General features: G+C 73.3%; 14 protein-coding genes. 5 read left to right on the forward strand and 9 right to left on the reverse strand.

The genetic code is table 11. The annotated features are described in order from the left end of the window. Window positions 1-62 precede the first annotated feature (62 nt). From AB0K92_RS12410 to AB0K92_RS12420, 3 genes are all read left to right on the forward strand, one after another. A complete protein-coding gene (locus AB0K92_RS12410) occupies window positions 63-2,978 on the forward strand; it encodes a lysylphosphatidylglycerol synthase domain-containing protein (protein WP_365921985.1) in 2,916 nt (971 codons plus the stop codon). Between the two features lie 140 nt (window positions 2,979-3,118). Then, window positions 3,119-4,663, forward strand: coding sequence for an alpha/beta fold hydrolase (locus AB0K92_RS12415; RefSeq protein ID WP_365921987.1), 1,545 nt, complete (start codon window positions 3,119-3,121; stop codon window positions 4,661-4,663). 134 nt (window positions 4,664-4,797) lie between these two features. Beyond that, complete coding sequence (locus tag AB0K92_RS12420) at window positions 4,798-6,309, forward strand: alpha/beta hydrolase (protein WP_365921989.1); 1,512 nt, start codon at window positions 4,798-4,800, stop codon at window positions 6,307-6,309. Between the two features lie 310 nt (window positions 6,310-6,619). Here AB0K92_RS12420 and AB0K92_RS12425 read toward each other — a convergent pair whose 3' ends face one another. From AB0K92_RS12425 to AB0K92_RS12465, 9 genes are all read right to left on the reverse strand, one after another. Then, window positions 6,620-7,087: a DUF4240 domain-containing protein gene (locus AB0K92_RS12425; protein WP_365922061.1), complete on the reverse strand. Its 468-nt coding sequence runs from the start codon at window positions 7,085-7,087 to the stop codon at window positions 6,620-6,622. A gap of 149 nt (window positions 7,088-7,236) precedes the next feature. Further along, window positions 7,237-8,415, reverse strand: coding sequence for an adenylyltransferase/sulfurtransferase MoeZ (gene moeZ / locus AB0K92_RS12430; RefSeq protein ID WP_166002192.1), 1,179 nt, complete (start codon window positions 8,413-8,415; stop codon window positions 7,237-7,239). A gap of 62 nt (window positions 8,416-8,477) precedes the next feature. Continuing rightward, window positions 8,478-9,227 (reverse strand): spherulation-specific family 4 protein, encoded by a 750-nt coding sequence (locus tag AB0K92_RS12435; protein WP_365921991.1) that lies wholly within the window; start codon window positions 9,225-9,227, stop codon window positions 8,478-8,480. Continuing rightward, window positions 9,215-10,255 (reverse strand): NAD-dependent epimerase/dehydratase family protein, encoded by a 1,041-nt coding sequence (locus AB0K92_RS12440; protein WP_365921993.1) that lies wholly within the window; start codon window positions 10,253-10,255, stop codon window positions 9,215-9,217. Before AB0K92_RS12440 ends, AB0K92_RS12435 begins: the two co-directional genes overlap by 13 nt. 370 nt (window positions 10,256-10,625) lie before the next feature. Continuing rightward, complete coding sequence (locus AB0K92_RS12445) at window positions 10,626-10,868, reverse strand: hypothetical protein (RefSeq protein ID WP_365921995.1); 243 nt, start codon at window positions 10,866-10,868, stop codon at window positions 10,626-10,628. Continuing rightward, window positions 10,862-12,235 carry a hypothetical protein gene (locus AB0K92_RS12450; RefSeq protein WP_365921997.1) on the reverse strand — a complete coding sequence of 458 codons (1,374 nt, stop codon included), beginning with the start codon at window positions 12,233-12,235 and terminating at the stop codon, window positions 10,862-10,864. Before AB0K92_RS12450 ends, AB0K92_RS12445 begins: the two co-directional genes overlap by 7 nt. Next, a complete protein-coding gene (locus AB0K92_RS12455) occupies window positions 12,232-14,196 on the reverse strand; it encodes a DUF3492 domain-containing protein (protein WP_365921999.1) in 1,965 nt (654 codons plus the stop codon). The genes AB0K92_RS12450 and AB0K92_RS12455 overlap by 4 nt, the downstream gene beginning before the upstream one ends. A 200-nt stretch (window positions 14,197-14,396) precedes the next feature. Then, window positions 14,397-16,076 carry a DUF3152 domain-containing protein gene (locus AB0K92_RS12460; protein ID WP_365922001.1) on the reverse strand — a complete coding sequence of 560 codons (1,680 nt, stop codon included), beginning with the start codon at window positions 16,074-16,076 and terminating at the stop codon, window positions 14,397-14,399. Window positions 16,077-16,504: 428 nt separating this feature from the next. Further along, the gene (locus AB0K92_RS12465; RefSeq protein ID WP_365922003.1) at window positions 16,505-17,494 is read right to left on the reverse strand and encodes an alpha/beta hydrolase; all 990 of its coding nucleotides are present in this window, start codon (window positions 17,492-17,494) and stop codon (window positions 16,505-16,507) included. A 253-nt stretch (window positions 17,495-17,747) separates the two neighbouring features. Between AB0K92_RS12465 and AB0K92_RS12470 the strand changes: the two genes are divergently transcribed. Further along, on the forward strand, window positions 17,748-17,972 hold the full coding sequence (locus AB0K92_RS12470) for a hypothetical protein (protein ID WP_166002185.1): 225 nt from the start codon (window positions 17,748-17,750) through the stop codon (window positions 17,970-17,972). A gap of 197 nt (window positions 17,973-18,169) precedes the next feature. Then, complete coding sequence (locus tag AB0K92_RS12475) at window positions 18,170-18,832, forward strand: TetR/AcrR family transcriptional regulator (protein WP_166002184.1); 663 nt, start codon at window positions 18,170-18,172, stop codon at window positions 18,830-18,832. The last annotated feature ends 11 nt before the right edge of the window (window positions 18,833-18,843 follow it).

Genomic DNA, 18,843 nt, shown 5'->3' on the forward strand with positions numbered 1-18,843 from the left:
GTCGGTGGAGCATGCCACCATCGTGCGGGCGGTGACTGGTGATACGAGACCAAGAAGAGACGATGAAGCAGCAGGGTGTGCACCCGGAGGACGCGGACAGCACCTCTGATGCGTCGTCGCGCCCGGACACCGCCGACACGGCCGGCGAGGGTGCCCAGGAGCCGGGTGAGGGCGGGGCGCCACAGGCGGCCGAGGCGCAGGCCGAGGCCGAGGCCGGACAGGAACCGCGCGAGGACCCGGCGGCAGCGGGCGATCAGGATCCGCAAGCGGGCGAGCACGTCCCGCGTGGAGCCACACCTGCGGACGCGTCCGGCGGCAACACCGGCGGCACCGGCCGCGACGCCCCGACCGACCCCCACGCCCCCGCCGACCCCGACGCCCCGACCGACGCCGTCGAAGGCGACGAACCGCTCCTCCCCGCGCGCGTGCACCGCCCCTCGGATCTGATGCGGTTCCTGGTGGGCGTGCTCGCGGTCATCGTGCTGCTCGCCATCGCCGCGTTCGCGCACGGCACCACCTCGGGCCTCGAACAGGACATCACCAAGGGCACCGGCCAGGCCCCCGACCTGCTCATCAAGATCGCGGGACTGGCCTCCAGCATCGCGATCCTCCTCGTGCCGGTCGCCTTCGCGATCGAACGGCTGATCAAACGGGACGGGCTGCGGATCGCCGACGGCGTGCTCGCGGCCGTCCTCGCCCACGGTGTGACCCTCGCCACCGACCTCTGGGTCGCCCGTGCCGCCCCGGACTCCATCCAGGAGGCCCTGACCCAGCCCTCCCCCGGCGACCTCAGCGCCCTCACCGACCCGGTGCACGGCTACCTCGCGCCCGTCATCGCGTACATGACGGCCGTCGGCATGTCCCGCAGGCCACGCTGGCGCGCGGTGCTGTGGATCGTGCTGCTCCTCGACGCGTTCTCGATGCTGGTCACGGGTTACACGACACCGTTCTCGATCATCCTGACGGTGCTGATCGGCTGGACCGTGGCCTACGGCACGCTGTACGCGGTCGGCTCGCCCAACGTCCGGCCCACCGGGCGGACCCTGATGGCGGGCCTGCGGACCGTCGGGTTCCGCCCGGTGAGCGCGGCCCGCGAGGACACCGGGGACACCCCCGACAGCGGCGACCGCGGCCGGCGCTACTTCGTCACCCTGGAGGACGGCCCGCCCCTCGACGTCACGGTCGTCGACCGCGAGCAGCAGGCCCAGGGCTTCTTCTACCGGGTGTGGCGCAATCTGACCCTGCGCGGCTTCGCCACCCGCCGCAGCCTCCAGTCGCTGCGCCAGGCCCTGGAGCAGGAGGCGCTGCTCGCCTACGCGGCCATCGCGGCCGGCGCCAACGCCCCGAAGCTGATCGCGACCTCCGAGCTGGGACCGGACGCCGTGATGCTCGTCTACGAGCACACCGGCGGGCGCACCCTGGACTCGCTGGCCGACGAGGAGATCACGGACGAGCTGCTGCGCAACACCTGGCACCAGGTGCGCGCCCTGCAGTCGCGGCGGATCGCGCACCGCAGGCTCGCCGGGGACGCCATCCTGGTGGATCGTTCCAGCAGGGTGATCCTCACGGATCTGCGCGGCGGCGAGATCGCGGCCGGTGATCTGCTGCTGCGCATGGACGTCGCCCAGCTGATGACGACGCTCGCGCTGCGGGTGGGCGCCGAGCGCGCGGTGGCCTCGGCGGTCGGCGTGCTCGGGCCCGACGCGGTGGCGGACTGCCTCCCGATGCTCCAGCCCATCGCGCTGACCCGCTCCACGCGGGCGACCCTGCGCCGGCTGGCCCGGGAGCGGGCCGAACGGGAGCGCGAGGCGGTCCTGGAGGCGTCCCGGCTGGCAAAAACCGCCCGCGCGGAGGCCGCCGACGGCGAGGAGGTCCCGGCGGCCCCGGAGAAGCCGGGCAAGAAGGCCGTACGCGCGCAGGCGCGGGCCGAGAAGCGGGCCATCGACGAGGCGCTGGAGGAGGCGCGCGAGGAGGATCTGCTCACCCAGATCCGCCACGAGGTGCTTCGGATCAGGCCGCAGGCGCCCGTCGAGCCCGCCCGCCTGGAGCGGATCCGGCCGCGCACGCTGATCAGTTTCATCGCCGGCGCCATCGCCGCGTACTTCCTGCTGACGCAGCTCACGCACATCGAGTTCGGTCCGCTCGTCGCCAACGCCGAGTGGGGCTGGGTGGCGGCGGCGGTGCTGTTCTCGGCGCTGAGCTATGTGGCCGCGGCGATGAGCCTGCTGGGGTTCGTGCCGGAGCGGGTGCCGTTCCTGCGGACCGTGGCGGCCCAGGTCGCCGGGTCCTTCGTGAAGATCGTGGCACCGGCCGCGGTCGGCGGCGTGGCCCTGAACACGCGGTTCCTCCAGCGCGCGGGCGTACGTCCGGTCCTGGCGGTGGCCAGTGTCGGCGCCTCGCAGCTGTTCGGCCTCGGCTGCCACATCCTCATGCTGCTGTCCTTCGGCTATCTGACCGGTACCGAGAAGACGCCCTCGCTGTCGCCGTCCCGGACGGTCATCGCGGGTCTGCTCACGGTGGCGGTGTTGGTGCTCGTGGTGACCTCGGTGCCGTTCCTGCGGAAGTTCGTCGTCACGCGCGTGAGGTCGCTGTTCGCGGGCGTCGTGCCGCGCATGCTGGACGTGCTGCAGCGGCCCCAGAAGCTGCTCACCGGCATCGGCGGCATGCTGCTGCTCACGGCCTGCTTCGTGATGTGCCTGGACGCGTCCATCCGGGCCTTCGGCAACGAGACGACCTCCATCAGCCTCGCGAGCGTGGCCGTCGTGTTCCTCGCGGGCAACGCGCTGGGGTCCGCGGCGCCCACGCCGGGTGGTGTCGGCGCGGTCGACGTGACCCTGACGGTCGGTCTGATCGCCGTCGGCCTGCCCAGCGAGGTCGCCGCCCCGTCCGTCCTGCTGTTCCGGATGCTCACGCTGTGGCTGCCGGTGCTGCCGGGCTGGATCGCCTTCAACCACCTCACCCGCAAGGGCGCCCTCTAGCCCGCCGGAGCACGCGTGCGTACGCGTGCGTAGCCTGGCGTGCGTACGCGGTCCCCTCGGCGTACGCGGCCCCCACGCACGCGTACCTCGTACGGCTCGTGCCCCGCGCGCCCAGTCCGGTGCCGCCGCAGGATGGGGGCATGCCGAACCCCTCCCCGCTGCGCGCCGCCGCCGTGACCGCCTCCGCCCTGCTGCTGACGTCGCTGCTGGCGGGATGCGGCGACGACGGCGCCGAGGACGAGGACCTGACGCGGCAGAAGCTCAGCTGGGAGGACTGCCCGGCGCCGTCGCAGGCGCAGGGCGGCGGGAACTCCCCGTCGCCGCTGCCCAACGGCGGGGAGTGGCAGTGCGCCACCATGAAGGCGCCCCGCGACTGGGACGACCCCCAGGGCGACACGATCGAGCTGGCGCTGATCCGCGCGGAGGCCACCGGCACCGGCCGGCGCATCGGCTCCCTGATCTTCAACTTCGGCGGCCCGGGCGGCTCCGGCGTCGCCGCGCTGCCCGCCTTCGGCAACGACTACGAGAAGCTGCGCACCCGCTACGACCTGGTCAGCTTCGACCCGCGCGGAGTGGGGCGCAGCGCGCCCGTGCGGTGTTTCAGCGACCAGCGGCTCGACGCGTACTTCCAGCAGGACGCGACCCCCGACGACGCGGCCGAGCGCACGGAACTGCTGGAGGACGTCGAGGACTTCAACGCGGCCTGCGAGAAGAACTCCGCGACGATGCTGCCGCATGTGCTCACCGCCGACGCGGCCCGCGACATGGACCTGATGCGCCAGGTCCTCGGCGACGACAAACTGCACTACTTCGGCATCTCCTACGGCACCGAACTGGGCGGCGTCTACGCCCACCTGTTCCCCAGGAACGTCGGCCGCGCCGTCTTCGACGCCGTGGTGGACCCGACCCAGACGCCCGAGCAGGGCTCGCTCGGACAGGCCAAGGGCTTCCAGCGCGCGCTCGGCAACTTCGCCGAGAACTGTGTGTCGAAGACGGAGGAGTGCCCGATCGGGGACAGCGCGCAGGACGTCGAGGACCGCATCGCCAGGCTGCTGACGGACCTCGACAGCAAGCCCATCCCCGGCGTCTTCCCGCGCGAACTGACCCAGACCGCCGCGACCGGCGGCATCGCGCAGGCCCTGTACTCGCAGGAGTTCTGGGACTACCTGACGGAGGGCCTGGACCAGGCCTACGACGGCAACGGGCAGATCCTGATGCTGCTGTCCGACACGTTGAACGGACGCAGGACCAACGGCGAGTACAGCAACCTCGTCGCGGCCAACACGGCCATCACCTGCGCCGACGACAAGCCGCGGTACGACGTCGCGCACGTGGAGCGCCGGCTGCCCGCGTTCCGGGCCGCCTCGCCGCTGTTCGGGGAGTACCTCGCCTGGGGCATGCTCGGCTGCACCGACTGGCCGGTGCCGGGCGCCGCCGACCATCCCGACGTGAGCGCGCCGGGAGCGGCGCCGATCCTGGTCATCGGCAACACCGGCGACCCGGCCACCCCGTACGAGGGCGCGCGCAGGATGGTGCGGGCGCTGGGCGAGGAGGTCGGTGTGGAGCTGACGTACAAGGGCCAGGGGCACGGCGCGTACGACAGCAAGAACAGGTGCGTGCAGGACGCCGTGCACGGCTATCTGCTGGACGGAAGGCTGCCGAGGGCCGGCACCGTCTGCTCCTAACCACGCGAGCTTGCCGGGAAAGCGCAGGTCAGAAGGTTATCCACAGGCTCGGACAGGCTCGGCGGGTTACGCCTACCATGGCGTGACAGCCATCCGCGGAACGGACGCGGAGGCCTGCGAGGGGGGATGTGTCCATGGCGCGATTCGTACGGTGGGCGGCGCTGGGTGCCGCGGCCGCGCTGCTGGTGTCGGGCTGCGACTCGGCCGGTGACGGCCGGTCCGGGGACGGCGGGGAGCGGTCGTCGGGCTCGTCGTCGGCCTCGCAGAAGCTCGACTGGGGCCGCTGCGAGGCCACCGCGGACGCTCCCGCCCCCGGCAGCGAGTGGCAGTGCGCGACGCTCCGGGCGCCGCTGGACTGGTCGAAGCCCGACGGCGAGACGATCGGGATAGCGCTGATCCGCGCCAAGGCGACCGGCGACGACCGCATCGGCTCCCTGCTGTTCAACTTCGGCGGTCCCGGCGGCTCGGGTGTGTCGATGATGCCGTCGTACGCCTCCGCCGTCTCGTCGCTGCGCGAGCGGTACGACCTGGTCAGCTTCGACCCGCGCGGGGTGGCGGCCAGCGAGGGCGTGCGCTGCCGCGACGACCAGGAGATCCAGGCCGCCGAGGCGAAGGTGGACGCCACCCCGGACACCCCGGCCGAGGAGAAGACGTACCTCAAGGACGCGGCGGACTTCGGCCGCGGCTGCCGGCAGGCCGCCGGCAAGCTGCTCAAGCACGTGTCCACCACCGACACGGCCCGCGACATGGACCTGATGCGCCAGGCCCTCGGCGACGACAAGCTGCACTACTTCGGCATCTCCTACGGCACCGAACTGGGCGGCGTCTACGCCCACCTGTTCCCGAAGAACGTCGGCCGGATGGTGCTGGACGCGGTCGTCGACCCGAGCGCCGACACGATCGGGCACGCCAAGAACCAGACCCTCGGTTTCCAGCGCGCGCTCGACGACTATCTGAAGTCGACGGGCCGGGACCCCGAGCAGGGCACGCGCGAGATCGCGGACCTGCTGAAGCGCATCGACGCCGAGCCGCTGCCCACCTCCACCCCCGGCCGCGAGCTCACCCAAACCCTCGCCCTGACCGGCATCGTGCTCCCGCTGTACGGCAAGGACAGCTGGCCCACGCTGACCAGCGCCCTGAAGGCCGCCGAGGAGGGCGACGGCTCGGAGCTGCTGGCCCTCGCCGACGGCTACAACGAGCGCGACACATCCGGCCGCTACGGCACGACGACCCACTCGCAGCGGGTCATATCGTGCCTCGACGACCGGCAGCGGCCCACCGCCGAACAGACCAAGGCGCTGCTGCCCGAGTTCGAGAAGATCTCCCCCGTGTTCGGCGCCTTCCTGGGCTGGGACACCGCGGGCTGGTGCCACGACTGGCCGGTGCCCGGCCTGCACGACACCCCGGACGTGAGTGCCCCCGGCGCGGCCCCCATCCTCACGGTCGGCAACACCGGCGACCCGGCGACCCCGGTCGAGGGTGCCCGCCGGATGGCCGACGAACTGGGCAAGGGCGTAGGCGTGGTCCTCACCTGGAACGGCGACGGCCACGGCGCCTACGGCAGCGGCAGCTCCTGCGTCGACTCGACGGTGAACGCCTACCTGCTGGACGGCACGGTCCCGAAGGACGGCAAGGTCTGCGACTGACATCAGACGGGGATCCACTCGGGCCACTGTGGCGGGGCGTTGCTCGCGGGGCAGAGGCCCGAGTCTCCGGGACAGCCGTCCAGGGTGCCGCGGGTCGCGAAGAACCACCATGCCAACCATGCCGTCGCCATCATCACCATCAGCGGCGGCACCGCGACACGAACCGCCGCCGGCGCGCGAAGCACCAGCCGCCTACCGACGGCCCGCGCCATGAGCCCGAGGAGGGCTTCGGTCACCACCACCGGCAGCAGAAAGTGAGCTCGAATCGCCCACCGGCGTCGTAACCGCCTCCCGCTCGCCTGCCCCAGGCTCAGCTCTGCAGGTGCGGCCAGCCGTCCTTGTTGGAGAAGGTCTCGAAGCAGTAGCGAGTCGAGCGATCCCACTCCTTGCCGGTGGCCAGCTCGTATGCCTGATCCGGCACGTAGAGCAGCCACTCAGCGTCGTACTGGGTAGACGTGAACGGAGCGAACTTGTCGACGTCGAAGAAGACGCTTTCCCAGACGGTTCGGCCTGCCGCGACCACAGCGCAGCGTGTGTAGAGGAACTGATCGGCCGACTGCGGGAACGGGCTTCCGTCTCGGCACGTCAGGTCAGCGACCGGGAGCGTGCCGAACTTCTCCTGGTCCAGCCGGTAAAGCGCTTCGGCGTGGCGTTCGGCGAAGCCGAAGATGTCTTCCACCGGGCGTCGGCTCAGCTCTTCGGCGAGGCGTCGGCAGCCGGCTTCGGTCGCCTCGCCATTCAACATGTCTATCAGCGCCCAGAAGTCGGCCCACGTCATCGTCACAGTGCCAGGATGACAGGTCGGGCCGGGCCTTCCGCAGGCCGTGCCGGGTCCCCGGCGCCACCTGGCGACGACGGAGACCCACGGCATCTGAACCGGTCAGAGCCGTGGGCCTCTTCAGTCGTGCTGATCGACCGGCAGGGTGCTCAGTAGACCGGCTTGTGCGGTTCGATCTGGTTGACCCAGCCGATGACGCCGCCGCCGACGTGGACGGCGTCCGCGAAGCCGGCGGACTTGAGGACCGCGAGGACTTCCGCACTGCGGACACCCGTCTTGCAGTGCAAGACGATCTTCTTGTCCTGGGGGAGGGTCTCCAGGGCGGTGCCCATGAGGAACTCGTTCTTCGGGATCAGGCGGGCGCCGGGGATCGAGACGATCTCGTACTCGTTGACCTCGCGGACGTCGATGATCTCGATGTTCTCGCCGTCGTCGATCCACTCCTTCAGCTGTTTGGGAGTGATCGTCGAGTCGGCGGCCGCCGCCTGGGCCTCCTCGGAGACGACGCCGCAGAAGGCCTCGTAGTCGATGAGTTCGGTGACCGTGGGGTTCTCGCCGCAGACCGCGCAGTCGGGGTCCTTGCGGACCTTGACCTGGCGGTACTGCATCTCCAGGGCGTCGTAGATCATCAGCCGGCCGACCAGCGGCTCACCGGTGCCGGTGAGGACCTTGATCGCCTCGGTGACCTGGATGGAGCCGATGGACGCGCACAGCACGCCCAGCACGCCGCCCTCGGCGCAGGAGGGGACCATGCCGGGGGGCGGGGGCTCCGGGTAGAGGCAGCGGTAGCAGGGACCGTGCTCGGACCAGAAGACGGAGGCCTGGCCGTCGAAGCGGTAGATCGAGCCCCAGACGTACGGCTTGTTCAGTAGCACGCAGGCGTCGTTGACCAGGTAACGGGTCGCGAAGTTGTCCGTGCCGTCGACGATCAGGTCGTACTGGCTGAAGATGTCCATCACGTTGTCGGCCTCGAGCCGCTCCTCGTGAAGGACCACGTTCACGTACGGGTTGATCCCCAGGACGCTGTCCCGCGCGGACTCGGCCTTGGAGCGGCCGATGTCGGCCTGGCTGTGGATGATCTGGCGCTGCAGGTTCGACTCGTCGACCTCGTCGAACTCCACGATGCCGAGCGTGCCCACGCCCGCCGCGGCCAGGTACATCAGGGCCGGCGAGCCCAGGCCGCCGGCGCCCACACAGAGCACCTTCGCGTTCTTCAGCCGCTTCTGCCCGTCCATCCCCACGTCGGGGATGATCAGGTGGCGGGAGTACCTGCGGACCTCGTCTACGGTGAGCTCGGCAGCCGGCTCGACCAGGGGTGGCAGCGACACGGGGACTCCGTTGGTCGGTCAATCAGTACGGTTGTTCACCCGTAACACTGCCACGGCCTTTTTCATTCCGAGACACCTGTTCCGATACGCGAGACGATATCGTCCCAGTAGCCGGGCAGGGCCTCCCAGGGGTCGGTGCGGCCGCCCGCGCCCGTGCGGTCGGTGAACCAGATCGTCGCCGCGCCCTGCCAGCGGGCCACGCGCAGCGCTTCGTCCAGGTGACCTCGGGGAACGCCGTGCACCAAGTGACAGAACCGTTCGGGCGGATGGTCGGCGGTCCACTCCGCCGCCTGCGACCAGCGGTAGTCGCTCCAGGGACCGTTGAAGGTGACCAGCTGGTCGGCGGTGTCGGCGTAGCCGGGGTACGGGTGGGTGCCGTGGCCCAGGACGATGTGGGCATCGTCACGCAGCGCGCGGAGCGTGGTGGCGATACGGCGTGTCTCGGGCAGCGAGACGCGGTCGGACGGACAGCGGTCCAGCAGGAAGCCGTCGACCCGGTACCAGTCGAGGTAGCGGTGCGCGTCGGAGATCACCTCCCCGAACCAGCGGGCGCCGTAGGTCAGGTCCAGGTGGCCGAGGACGCGGACGCCCGCCGCGCGCAGGTGGACGGCCGCCTGGAGGCAGTGCGGGTCGGGGCGGGTGCCCAGCCCCTGGGCGACGTTCAGGACCGCCCACTGCACGGGCGTACCCGGGCGGGTCAGCTCGCCCCACTCGGTCGGGGCGAGCAGCGGGTGGGCGTAGCCGGGCGCGCCGAGCCCGGTGCGGACGCCGGTGCCCGCGGCGGGGACCGGCCGGCTGGTCAGATGCGGCATGCCGCCTCCATCCAGATGTCGGCCAGGGACTCCTCGAGGTTGATGCGGGGCCGCCAGCCGAGCCGGTCGCGGGCGGTGCGGACGTCCGCCTGCTGCCAGCTGCCGCAGCCGTCCGGGTAGGGGTAGGCGACCGGGGCGGTGTGCGGCGGGTGGTCGGCGTCGCCGCGGTGGTGGCCCAGGGCTTCGCCCCGGTGGTGGGCGAGGAGCTCGCCGCGGTGGTGGCCGAGGACTTCGGGGCGCGGGTGCCCGATGGACGGGCGGTGCGGGCCGGGCGGGCCGTCCAGTTCGTGCAGGGCGCCGCCGTAGCCTGCCACGCGCGCGAGCGTCGCGGCGGCGTCGCGCAGCCGTACGGCACGGCCGGAGCCGATGTTGATGATGCCCTGCGCGGCGGAGAGCGAGGCGGCGTGCACCGCGCGGGCGACGTCCCGTACGTCGACGAAGTCCCGCTGGACGCCCAGGCCGCCGAGTTTGAGGTCGCCGTCGCCGGTCTGCATCGCCCGGCGCATGGCCTCGGCGAGGCGGCCGAGCGGTGATCCGGCGGGGGTGCCGGGCCCGGCGGGCGAGAAGACGCGCAGGACGACCGCGTCCAGGCCGGAGCCGAGGACGAGTTCGGTGGCGGCGAGCTTGCTGACGCCGTACGGGCCGCCGGGGCGCGGAACGGCGTCCTCCGCGGTGGAGGAGCCGGGCTGGCTGGGGCCGTACTCGGCGGAACAGCCGATCTGCACCAGGCGGGCCCCGCAGCCGCTGCGCCGCAGCGCCTCGCAGACGGTGGCGACGGCGACGGTGTTGTGCCGGGTGAGTTCCCGCGCTCCGCCCCGGGTGGCTCCCGCGCAGTTGATCACGACGCCGGGGTGGACCGCGTCGAGGAAGCGGGTGAGCGCGCCGGGGCTGCCGGACGCGAGGTCGAAGCGGACGTCGGCGTCGTCACCGCGGCCGAGGGCGGTGAGCTGCACGGCCGGGTCGGCGAGCAGGCGGTCGGCGACGAAGCGGCCGATGTAGCCGTTGGCTCCGATCAGCAGGACCCTCATCGGGCGCCTCCCCGGGTGAGCGTGGCGGAGGCGAGGGTTCCGGCTGCCGCCGACGGCCTCGGGGCGCCGCCGGGTCCGCCGTGCGCTACGGCGACTCCGCCGCCGCCTGTGACGGCTCCGGCGGTCACGGTGACACGGCGGGTCACGGCGACTTCGCCGGTCATGGCGACTCCGCCGGTCACTGTGACACCGCGGGTCACGGTCACACCACGGGTCACGGTGACACGGCGGGTCACGGCGACTCCGCCGGTCACGGCAGGTCCGCCGGCTGTGGCGGCTCCGCCGGCTACGGCAGGTCCGCTCGCTCCTGAGGGAACGCCGAACGCGCCGGTGGCTCCGGGCGCTCCGGGGTGTCCGGGTCGGGAGGTGGTCATCTGGTGTTCTCCTTCGAGGGGGTGGTGCGGTTGCCTGCGGCGGCCTGGCCGGGCGCCGGGGCGGCGGATGGATGGTTCGGGGTGGCGGCACGGCCGCGTGGCCGGTGCGGCGCCGGACGCGGGACGGCCGAGGCGGAGGCGGCCGAGGCGGAGGCGGCCGAGGCGGAGGCGGCCGAGGCGGCCGAGGCGGCGGAGGCGGCGGCCATGGCTACGGCGTCGGCGTCGACAGCGGTCAGCATCGGTCGTCCCGTACGACCGGAGCAGGCGCCGGCGCCTGCGCCACGGCGTGCGCCGAGGCGCGGGTGAGCCTGCGGCCCGCGTGGATCAGCAAGGTGAGAGCACCGGCGCCGCAGACGAGGACCGGGACACTGTCCGCGCCCCAGCCGTCCAGGAGGCCGCGCACGGGCAGCGCGAGGAATCCGCAGCCCGGCAGGCGGGCGGCGAACAGCGCGGCGACGGCCAGCGCCTCGGCCGCCGCCGCGACGCCCAGGACCAGCGCCGGAGCGTGGCGGAAGCCGTGCACGATGAGGAGGCGGGCGAGCAGCAGCAGGGCGCCAAGGGTGAGGGTCCGGGCGTGGTCGGCGGGCTCCTCCAGGACGGCGGCCGTGAGGGCGTGGAGCGTGGCCAGGGCCGTCAGGTACAGCGCGAACGCGCCGAGCAGCAGCGGCCGTACGGCGGTGGCGAACTCCTCCAGGCCACGGCTGGCCGTGAGTCTGCGGCGCGCGCCGGCCGTCAGCAGGTGCGCGCTCCAGGCGGCGGGGGCGCAGGAGAGGGCGAGGGCCGGCAGGACGGCCGTGTCGACCGGCCAGGAGGAGTCCGGGGTGCCGGTGGGCGGGCTGTCGGGGCCACCGGTGGCGGCGGCGGTCAGCAGGCCGTCGCCTAAGACGGCGTAGGCGAGGAGCCAGCAGGTCCACACGCGCGGGCCGGTGGCCGGGGGTGGGGACGCCGGGCGGGTACGGTGCGCGCTCAGCGGTCCCCGGGTCAGGGCGGCGCGTACGGCGAGCGCGAGGGCCGCCACGCCCACGGCGGCCACGACGAGGCGCACCTGCCCGTCGGTGAGGCGCAGCCCGGCGAGGGTGGCGACGCCCGCGGCACCGGGCAGCAGGCTGCGGACGATCCACTCCGCGCGCCCCCGTGGCGGGTCGGCCGCGACCGGGCGCTTTGCCGGCGCGTCGGCGGCGCGCGGGACGCGCGCGAACATCTCCTCGGCGAGGGAGAAGACGTCCCGGTGGCGGAACCGGGCGGCGGTCCGGTCGGTGATGCCGTGCGCTTCCAGACCGGCCGCGATCTCCAGCGGGTCCACGGCCCGCTCGCACAGCTCCCGGTGACGGTGCATCAGAGCCTTGACGGGGTCGGCGGGCCCGCGGCGGGGAGGTACGGCGGGCTCACGGCCACCCGCGCGGCCCGGACGGCCGTCCGCGGCCACACCCCCGTAGACAGCGGAACCGGACGCAGCACCAGGGCGCGGACCGACGGGCGCGTCACCGGCGCCATCCGCCGGCCGGTCCGCCTCCACGCCCCCCACCGCCAGCCACTGCTCCGAACGGGCGTCCCACGCTCCGGGGCTCTCGGGCGTCCCGGGCCGGTTCAGGTCGACGTCCCTCATCGGCCCACCTCCACGCCAGGCACGGCCGCCCCACCCGCGACCACCGACGACTGCGACACCGAAGACACGGCAGACACCGCAGATACGGCCGACACCGCGGGCACGCCAGATACGGCCGCCACCGCGCCCCGCACCGGCGCCCACTCCCTCGCCCACCGGGGCCCACGCGCCCCCACGCCGCGCGCCCTGGCGCCCTGCGCCCCCGCGCCCTGCGTCCCCACACCCCGCGCCTCTGCCCCGGAACCCGCCCCCGCCCCGGCTCCCGCTCCCGACCCAGCTCCCAACCCGGGTCCCGCCCCGGCCCCGGCCCCAACCCCAGCCCTCGCTCCCGCTTCCCGCGCCACCACCCCGGTCGTCCATCTCCCCGCCACCCGCGCCTCCGCGGGCACGGCGAACGGCAGGGGCTCCCCGCTGTCGTCGACGACGATCCGGCGGACCGGGCACTGCGCGACGATCTCCAGGTAGATGCCGTGGAAGGCGGCGATGTTCTGCTCGACGGTGAAGAGTTCGAGCGCCCGGGCGCGCGCCGCGGCCCCGAGGCGCGCACGGCGCTCGGGGTCGCGCAGCAGCGCCACGCACGCCTCCGCGAGCGCCCTGGGGTTGCGCGGCGGCACCACGAGCCCCGTGCCGCCGATGACTTCCACCACCGCGCCGACGTCGGTGGAGACGGTCGCGCGGGCGCAGAACATGGCCTCCACGAGGCCGACCGGGAAGCCCTCGACGACGCTGGACAGCACGACCACCGCGCCGGAGGCGTACGCCTCGGCGCGCGTCGGGACCTCCGGGTCACCGATCTCCTCGAAGGAGACGGGGTTGTCGCCGACGGCGTGCGGCCCGTCGGCCTCGTCGGGGAAGAGCTGCGCGGCGAGCGCCCGGCAGTGGGCGAGATAGGCGGCGCCCTCGGCTCCGGCGGCCGCGCCGATGATCCTCAGCCGGGTCTTCGGCTCCTCCCTGCGCACCTCGGCGAAGGCGTGCAGCAGCGAGACGAGGTCCTTGGCCGGTTCTATCCGGCCCACCCAGACCAGCGTGCCGGGGCCGGCGGCCTCCGGTGCCTCGCCCACCTCGGCGAAGGGGGCGGCGTCCATGCCGGGGTAGACGGTGCGCAGCTTGGCCCGGTCGGCGCCGCAGCGTTCCTGCCAGCGGCGGGCGTGCGCGTTGCCGGGTGTGATGCGTTCGGCCCGCCGGTAGATCTCGGCGGCGAGCCGGCCGTGGAAGGCGGCGGCCAGGGCGCGCACGGCCGGGGTGTGGTGGCCGGCGTCCAGGTAGTGGCTCCGCAGCCGCACGCCGTACTCGGTCACGAGCAGCGGTACGCCGTGGAAGTGCCGGGCGAGGAGTCCGGGCAGGGCGGCGGCACCGCCGGAGGCGGCGTGGCAGAGGTCGACCGAGCCGAGCCCGTCGTCCTCGTACCAGTCGAGCGAGAGGGGGCGCAGGGCGCGTTCGAGGTGTGCGGCGACGGCAAGCAGATCCGGTACGCGCGCCGCTCGCGCCGCGCGGGGTGCGCCGGGCGCGCGACAGGCGCGCTCCAGCGCGCGGACGGCGGTCTCCGAGCGGAGCGCGCGGGCCAGTCCGCCCTCCTCGCGGGCCAGCTCGGCGAGCCCGTACAGAGCATTGGCGAAACGGTCCGCCTCAACGGCGGAGGCGTCCTGCGTCAGCCCCACCGTCTCCGCGGAACCGGCGCACAGCGCGACGGCCAGCTCGCCGTACGCCTCCGAGAAGCGCCGGCGCGCGCGTCGGCCGTGAACGACCCCGTCGTCCTCCACCGTCCACAGCGGTGCCGTCCGCACCCGGGCGACCTGGGACGGGAGCGGGACCCAGCCCTCGTCCTCCTGGCGTTCGCTGCGGCTGAGCGCGTACACGTCGAACTCGTGCTGCCCGAGTCCGCGCACCAGCCGGTCGCACCAGATCCTGGCATCACCGCTCACATACGGATAGCCACCCTCGGTCAGCAGTCCGATGCGCACGAGTGCACCCCCGATCTCCCGTTTGGGGAGCCGCCGTCGGCCGGCGGCTCGCAGCGGGACGAACGTATGCGGACAAGCCGGTGGCGCGACGGACGGTTGTCCATCGCGCCACCAAAAGGGGTGAACGGTCGTAACTTTCCCGTGCGGACCGCGTTCTGTCGCGCTAAGACATCACACGCGTACGGAAGGTCACGTGTGCGTCAACTTCGCGGATACGGCCAGGGGTTGGGCCGGCACCGGATGCCGTCGTGTTCCAGGAACTTGGTCTGCTGCTGCATGACCGGGGCGAGATCGCCGTCCTTGTCGCAGGTCACGTGCGAGTAGCCGAGCCGGTGGCCGACCTCGTGGTTGATCAGCATCTGGCGGTAGGCGTGGATCTCGTCGCCGTACGTCGGCGAGCCCTGCGCCCAGCGGTAGGCGTTGATCATCACGCGTTCGGTGGCCGCGGAGTCGCACGAGACGTTGTCGATCGTCGTGTCGAGTCCCGACTTGGCGCACCAGTCGGCGGTCGTACCCGGGCTGGCGAGGGTGATCACGAAGTCGACCTCGCCGGAGTAAACGCGTTCGAAGGTGCGGCCGCCGTTGTGCGCCCAGCTGCGGTCGTCGTTGAGGGTCCGCTGCACGGCCTGCGCGAACAGCTCGCCGTCCAGCCCGAGGCCTTCCTCGACGTCCACCCGGTAGGTGTACTTCTCACCCGTCCCCGGCGCCTTGTCGATGCCGGGGATCGCCTCGAACTTCCCGGAGCCCACCAGCGACGGGCTCAGCGGGTACTTCCGGGCCATCTTCTGCTCGTACGTCAGCGGCACCGGGGTCGGTGTGCCGGACGGCGTCGGCCGGCCGTCGCCCCGCGAGGCGGAGTCGTGGTCCGCCCGCGCCTTGTCGGCTCCGGCCTGCGAGCGTACGGCGCCGCCCTCCTGCCCGTCGGCGACCTGCCCCGCGACCACCACGGCGAGCACGGTGGTCACCGCCGCGGCGGCGACTCCGGCGAACGCCCGCCCCTTGCCGCCCCGCCCGCGCGCGGACGCGTCGGTGGGCGGGGTGCCGTCACCGCCGGAGCCGTCCCGGCGAGCGGTGGAGGCGTACGGCTCCGCGCCGTCCGCGCGTTCCGCCGGCTCGGCCGGGCCCGCCGCGTGCGTACGGTCCGTACGGTGCGTACGGCGGCTGAAGACGTCGTCGGCCGCCTCGTCCGCGGCGAAGGCGTCGAGGTAGTCCTGCCGCGGCCTGCCACCGGCGGCACCCGGCGCGCTTCCCGCCGCCCCGGCACGACTCGCCCGACCTGCCTTGCCTGCCTGGCCCGCCTGGCCCGCCTGGCCCGCCTGGCCCGCCTGGCCCATGCTCGGCCGCTGTGGCGGTATCCCGGCATCGTGCGCCCCGGGACCTGCCACCTCGCCCCAGCCTCCGCCGCCTTCCCGCTGCTCGGGGTGCCCGCCGCGCACATGGGGGACCCCGCGCGCGGGGGTGCCACCGGAGCGACGGGGCGTGCCGTGCGCGGGGGTGCCGTCCGGGACGCGGGGCACACCCCGCGCCGGCGTCCCGTCAGGAAGGCGGGGCACACCGCGCGGAGGCGTCCCGTCAGCGAAGCGAGGGACACCACGCGGGGGCGTCCCCTCAGGGAAGCGGGGCACACCACGCGCGGGCGTCCCCTCCGCAAGCCTCGGGACACCGTGCGCCGGTGTCCCGTCAGGGAACCCGGGGACACCGCGTGCCGGCGTTCCGTCGGAGAACCGCGCCCCGCCCTGCGCCGACGACGTCCCGCCGGGGAAACGCGGCGCACCACGCCCGGGGGCCTCGTCGGCGAACCTCGGGACGCCGTGCGCCGGCGTTTCGTCGGACAGCCTCGGTACGCCATGAGCGGGCGTCCCCTCGACAAAGCGCGGCACGCCCTGCCCGGGCGTGCCGACGGAGAATCCGGGTACACCACGAGGCGGCGTCCCGTCAGGGAAACCGGGCCTCACCGCCCTTGCTCTCCCCGCGGCTCCCGCAGCCCCTGCTGCCCCCGGCGCTCCCGGGGAGGCGCCGCTTGCCGGGGCACCGGAAGCGCCGGCGGCACCGGCAACCCCCAAGCCCTCCGCAGACACGGACTGCCCCGCCTGGCCCGAGTGGCCCGCATGCCCCCCGTGCCCCGCAGGTCCCAAACCCCCCGCAGGCCCCGCGGGCCCCGCTTCCCCCGCAGGCGCGGCCTCGGCCGCCGCCCCCGCGGCTCTCCGTCGTCCCGTCCCCCTGGCGCTGGCGCCGGTGGTCCCGGTGGTCCCGGTGGTCCCGTCCTTGGGGGCCGGCCCCCGGCGGCTGTGGCGTCCCACGTCGCGTCTCAGCTCCCCGCGTTCGCGGACTCGGTGGTGTCACGGGCGGCCTGTTCGGCCAGCAGGTCGCGCACCGCGCCGGCGACCGTCTCCGGATACTCCATCATCGCCACGTGTCCGGCCTCCGGCAGGGTGACGAGGCGGGAGTCGCGGAACGCGCGGGCCGCCTTCTGGGCCATGCGGAAGCCGACGAGCTGGTCGCGCCCGCCGTAGACGAGGAGCGTCGGCGCGAGCACCCGCTCGGCCTGGCGCCACAGGCCGTGCTGCCCGCCGAGGGTGTAGGCGTTGACGATGCCCCGCGCGGAGCGCGCCATCGCGTCCCAGAAGTACGGCAGCCGCAGCCGCCGCTCCATCTCCTCGACCGCGTTGCGGAAGCCCTCCGGCGACACCCGCGTGGGATCGCCGTAGCAGAGCGCGGTGACGCCGCGCACGCGCTGCTCGGCCGTCCACCCCCGGGTGTACCGGGTGAACAGCGCGGCCACTCCCGGCACCGCCAGCAGCGCCGTGGGGACGGCGCTGCGCTGGACCCGCAGCTCGGGCAGCGCGGGCGAGACGAGGGTCAGGGTCCGGACGAGGTCGGGCCGTACCGCGGCGACGCGGGTGGCGATCGCGCCGCCGAGGGAGTTGCCGAAGAGGTGGACGGGCCCGCGGCCGGCGGAGTCCAGATAGCGGATGACCGCGCGGGCGTGCCCGGTGACCGAGTAGTCGCCGTCGTCCGGTGGCGGCGAGTCGCCGAAGCCCGGCAGGTCGACGGCCTCGCTGTCCACGACGTCGTCCAGCAGCGGCATGAGCGCCGACCAGTTCAGCGAGGAACCGCCGAGGCCGTGGACGTAGAGCGCGGGCGGCAGCCCTTCGCGCGCGGGCGGCCGGGAACGGACCGAGAGGGTGATCCCCGGCAGCCGGACCGACCTGAGCCGTTCGCCCTCCGCGACCCGGACGGGCGCCACCTTCGGGAGCACGTTGGCGGGCGGCACGAAGGCGGGCTCGGTCGAAGACATGCGGCAATGTTACGAGGTGATCACGTCGTGGTTCATGTGTTCGCCGTCACAGGGTGCAGAGTCGTTTCAGCGCCGCCTCGGGACACCCGGTTTCACCGAGATCCGGCGAATGGGGCCAGATGAATGACGCGCGGTGTGACGATACGGACGCGGATCGCATAGCGTCCTGATCGAGTGTCTCCTAGGCTCGTACAGAGGGCACCCGCGTGTGGCCCCTGCTTTCCCAGGGACGTTCGTAGGAAGGGAGCCCATCATGGCCGTAGACCCCACCGACCCCGAGACCTTCGACAACGGCGAGGCGGAGGAAGCCCCGCAGTTCGGCGTCGAGGCCCCCGAGGTCGACGCGGCGGAGCAGCACGCGGAAGTGAAGCCGGACCGCGACGACCCGCTGACCGGGGTGATCCCCGACCGGGCGAACGAGGCGGATCTCGTCGAGCAGGCCCGTGTGGTCTCCCTCGACGAGGACGACTACCGGTGACCCGCGCGGCCGCGCGGCACCGCTGACCAGGAACGGGGCCGATTTTTGCCCGCTCCGCATCTGTTTGAAACCTCTTGTGCCGTTTTCGCCACCGTCCGGTACGTGAAATTCTGCGTGCGCACCGCGCACGTCACGGTTACCGAAAAGTACGATGGCGGCGCGGCGCACACCGCATGTGGACGACTTTGGGAGGCGGCGTGACAGCCATCGAGCAGACAGAGGCGGCACGCCCGCGGGGTACGCGCCTGCCGCGCCGTGCCCGACGGAATCAGCTGCTGGGCGCCGCCCAGGAAGTCTTCGTGGCGCAGGGGTACCACGCGGCCGCGATGGACGACATCGCCGAGCGGGCCGGCGTCAGCAAGCCGGTGCTCTACCAGCACTTCCCGGGCAAGCTCGACCTCTATCTCGCACTGCTGGACCAGCACTGCGAGTCCCTGATCCAGGCCGTGCGCAACGCTCTGGCGTCGACCACCGACAACAAGCAGCGCGTACGGGCGACGATGGACGCGTACTTCGCGTACGTCGAGGACGACGGCGGTGCCTTCCGCCTGGTCTTCGAGTCGGACCTGACCAACGAGCCCGCCGTGCGCGAGCGCGTCGACAAGGTCACCAACGACTGCGCGGAGGCCATCTGCGACGTCATCGCCGAGGACACCGGGCTCTCCCGCGCGGAGTCGATGCTGCTCGCCTCGGGGCTGGGCGGCCTCGCCCAGGTGGTGGCCCGGTCGTGGCTGCACAGCGACCGCAGCGTGCCGCGCGACCAGGCGGTGCAGCTGCTGGCGTCACTCGCCTGGCGGGGCATCGCCGGCTTCCCGCTGCACCACAGCGAACAGCACCACGGCGAGCAGCCGCACCACTGACGCCACGGGTG

The organism is Streptomyces sp. NPDC052687, from assembly GCF_040678395.1.
Classification (GTDB): Bacteria; Actinomycetota; Actinomycetes; order Streptomycetales; family Streptomycetaceae; genus Streptomyces.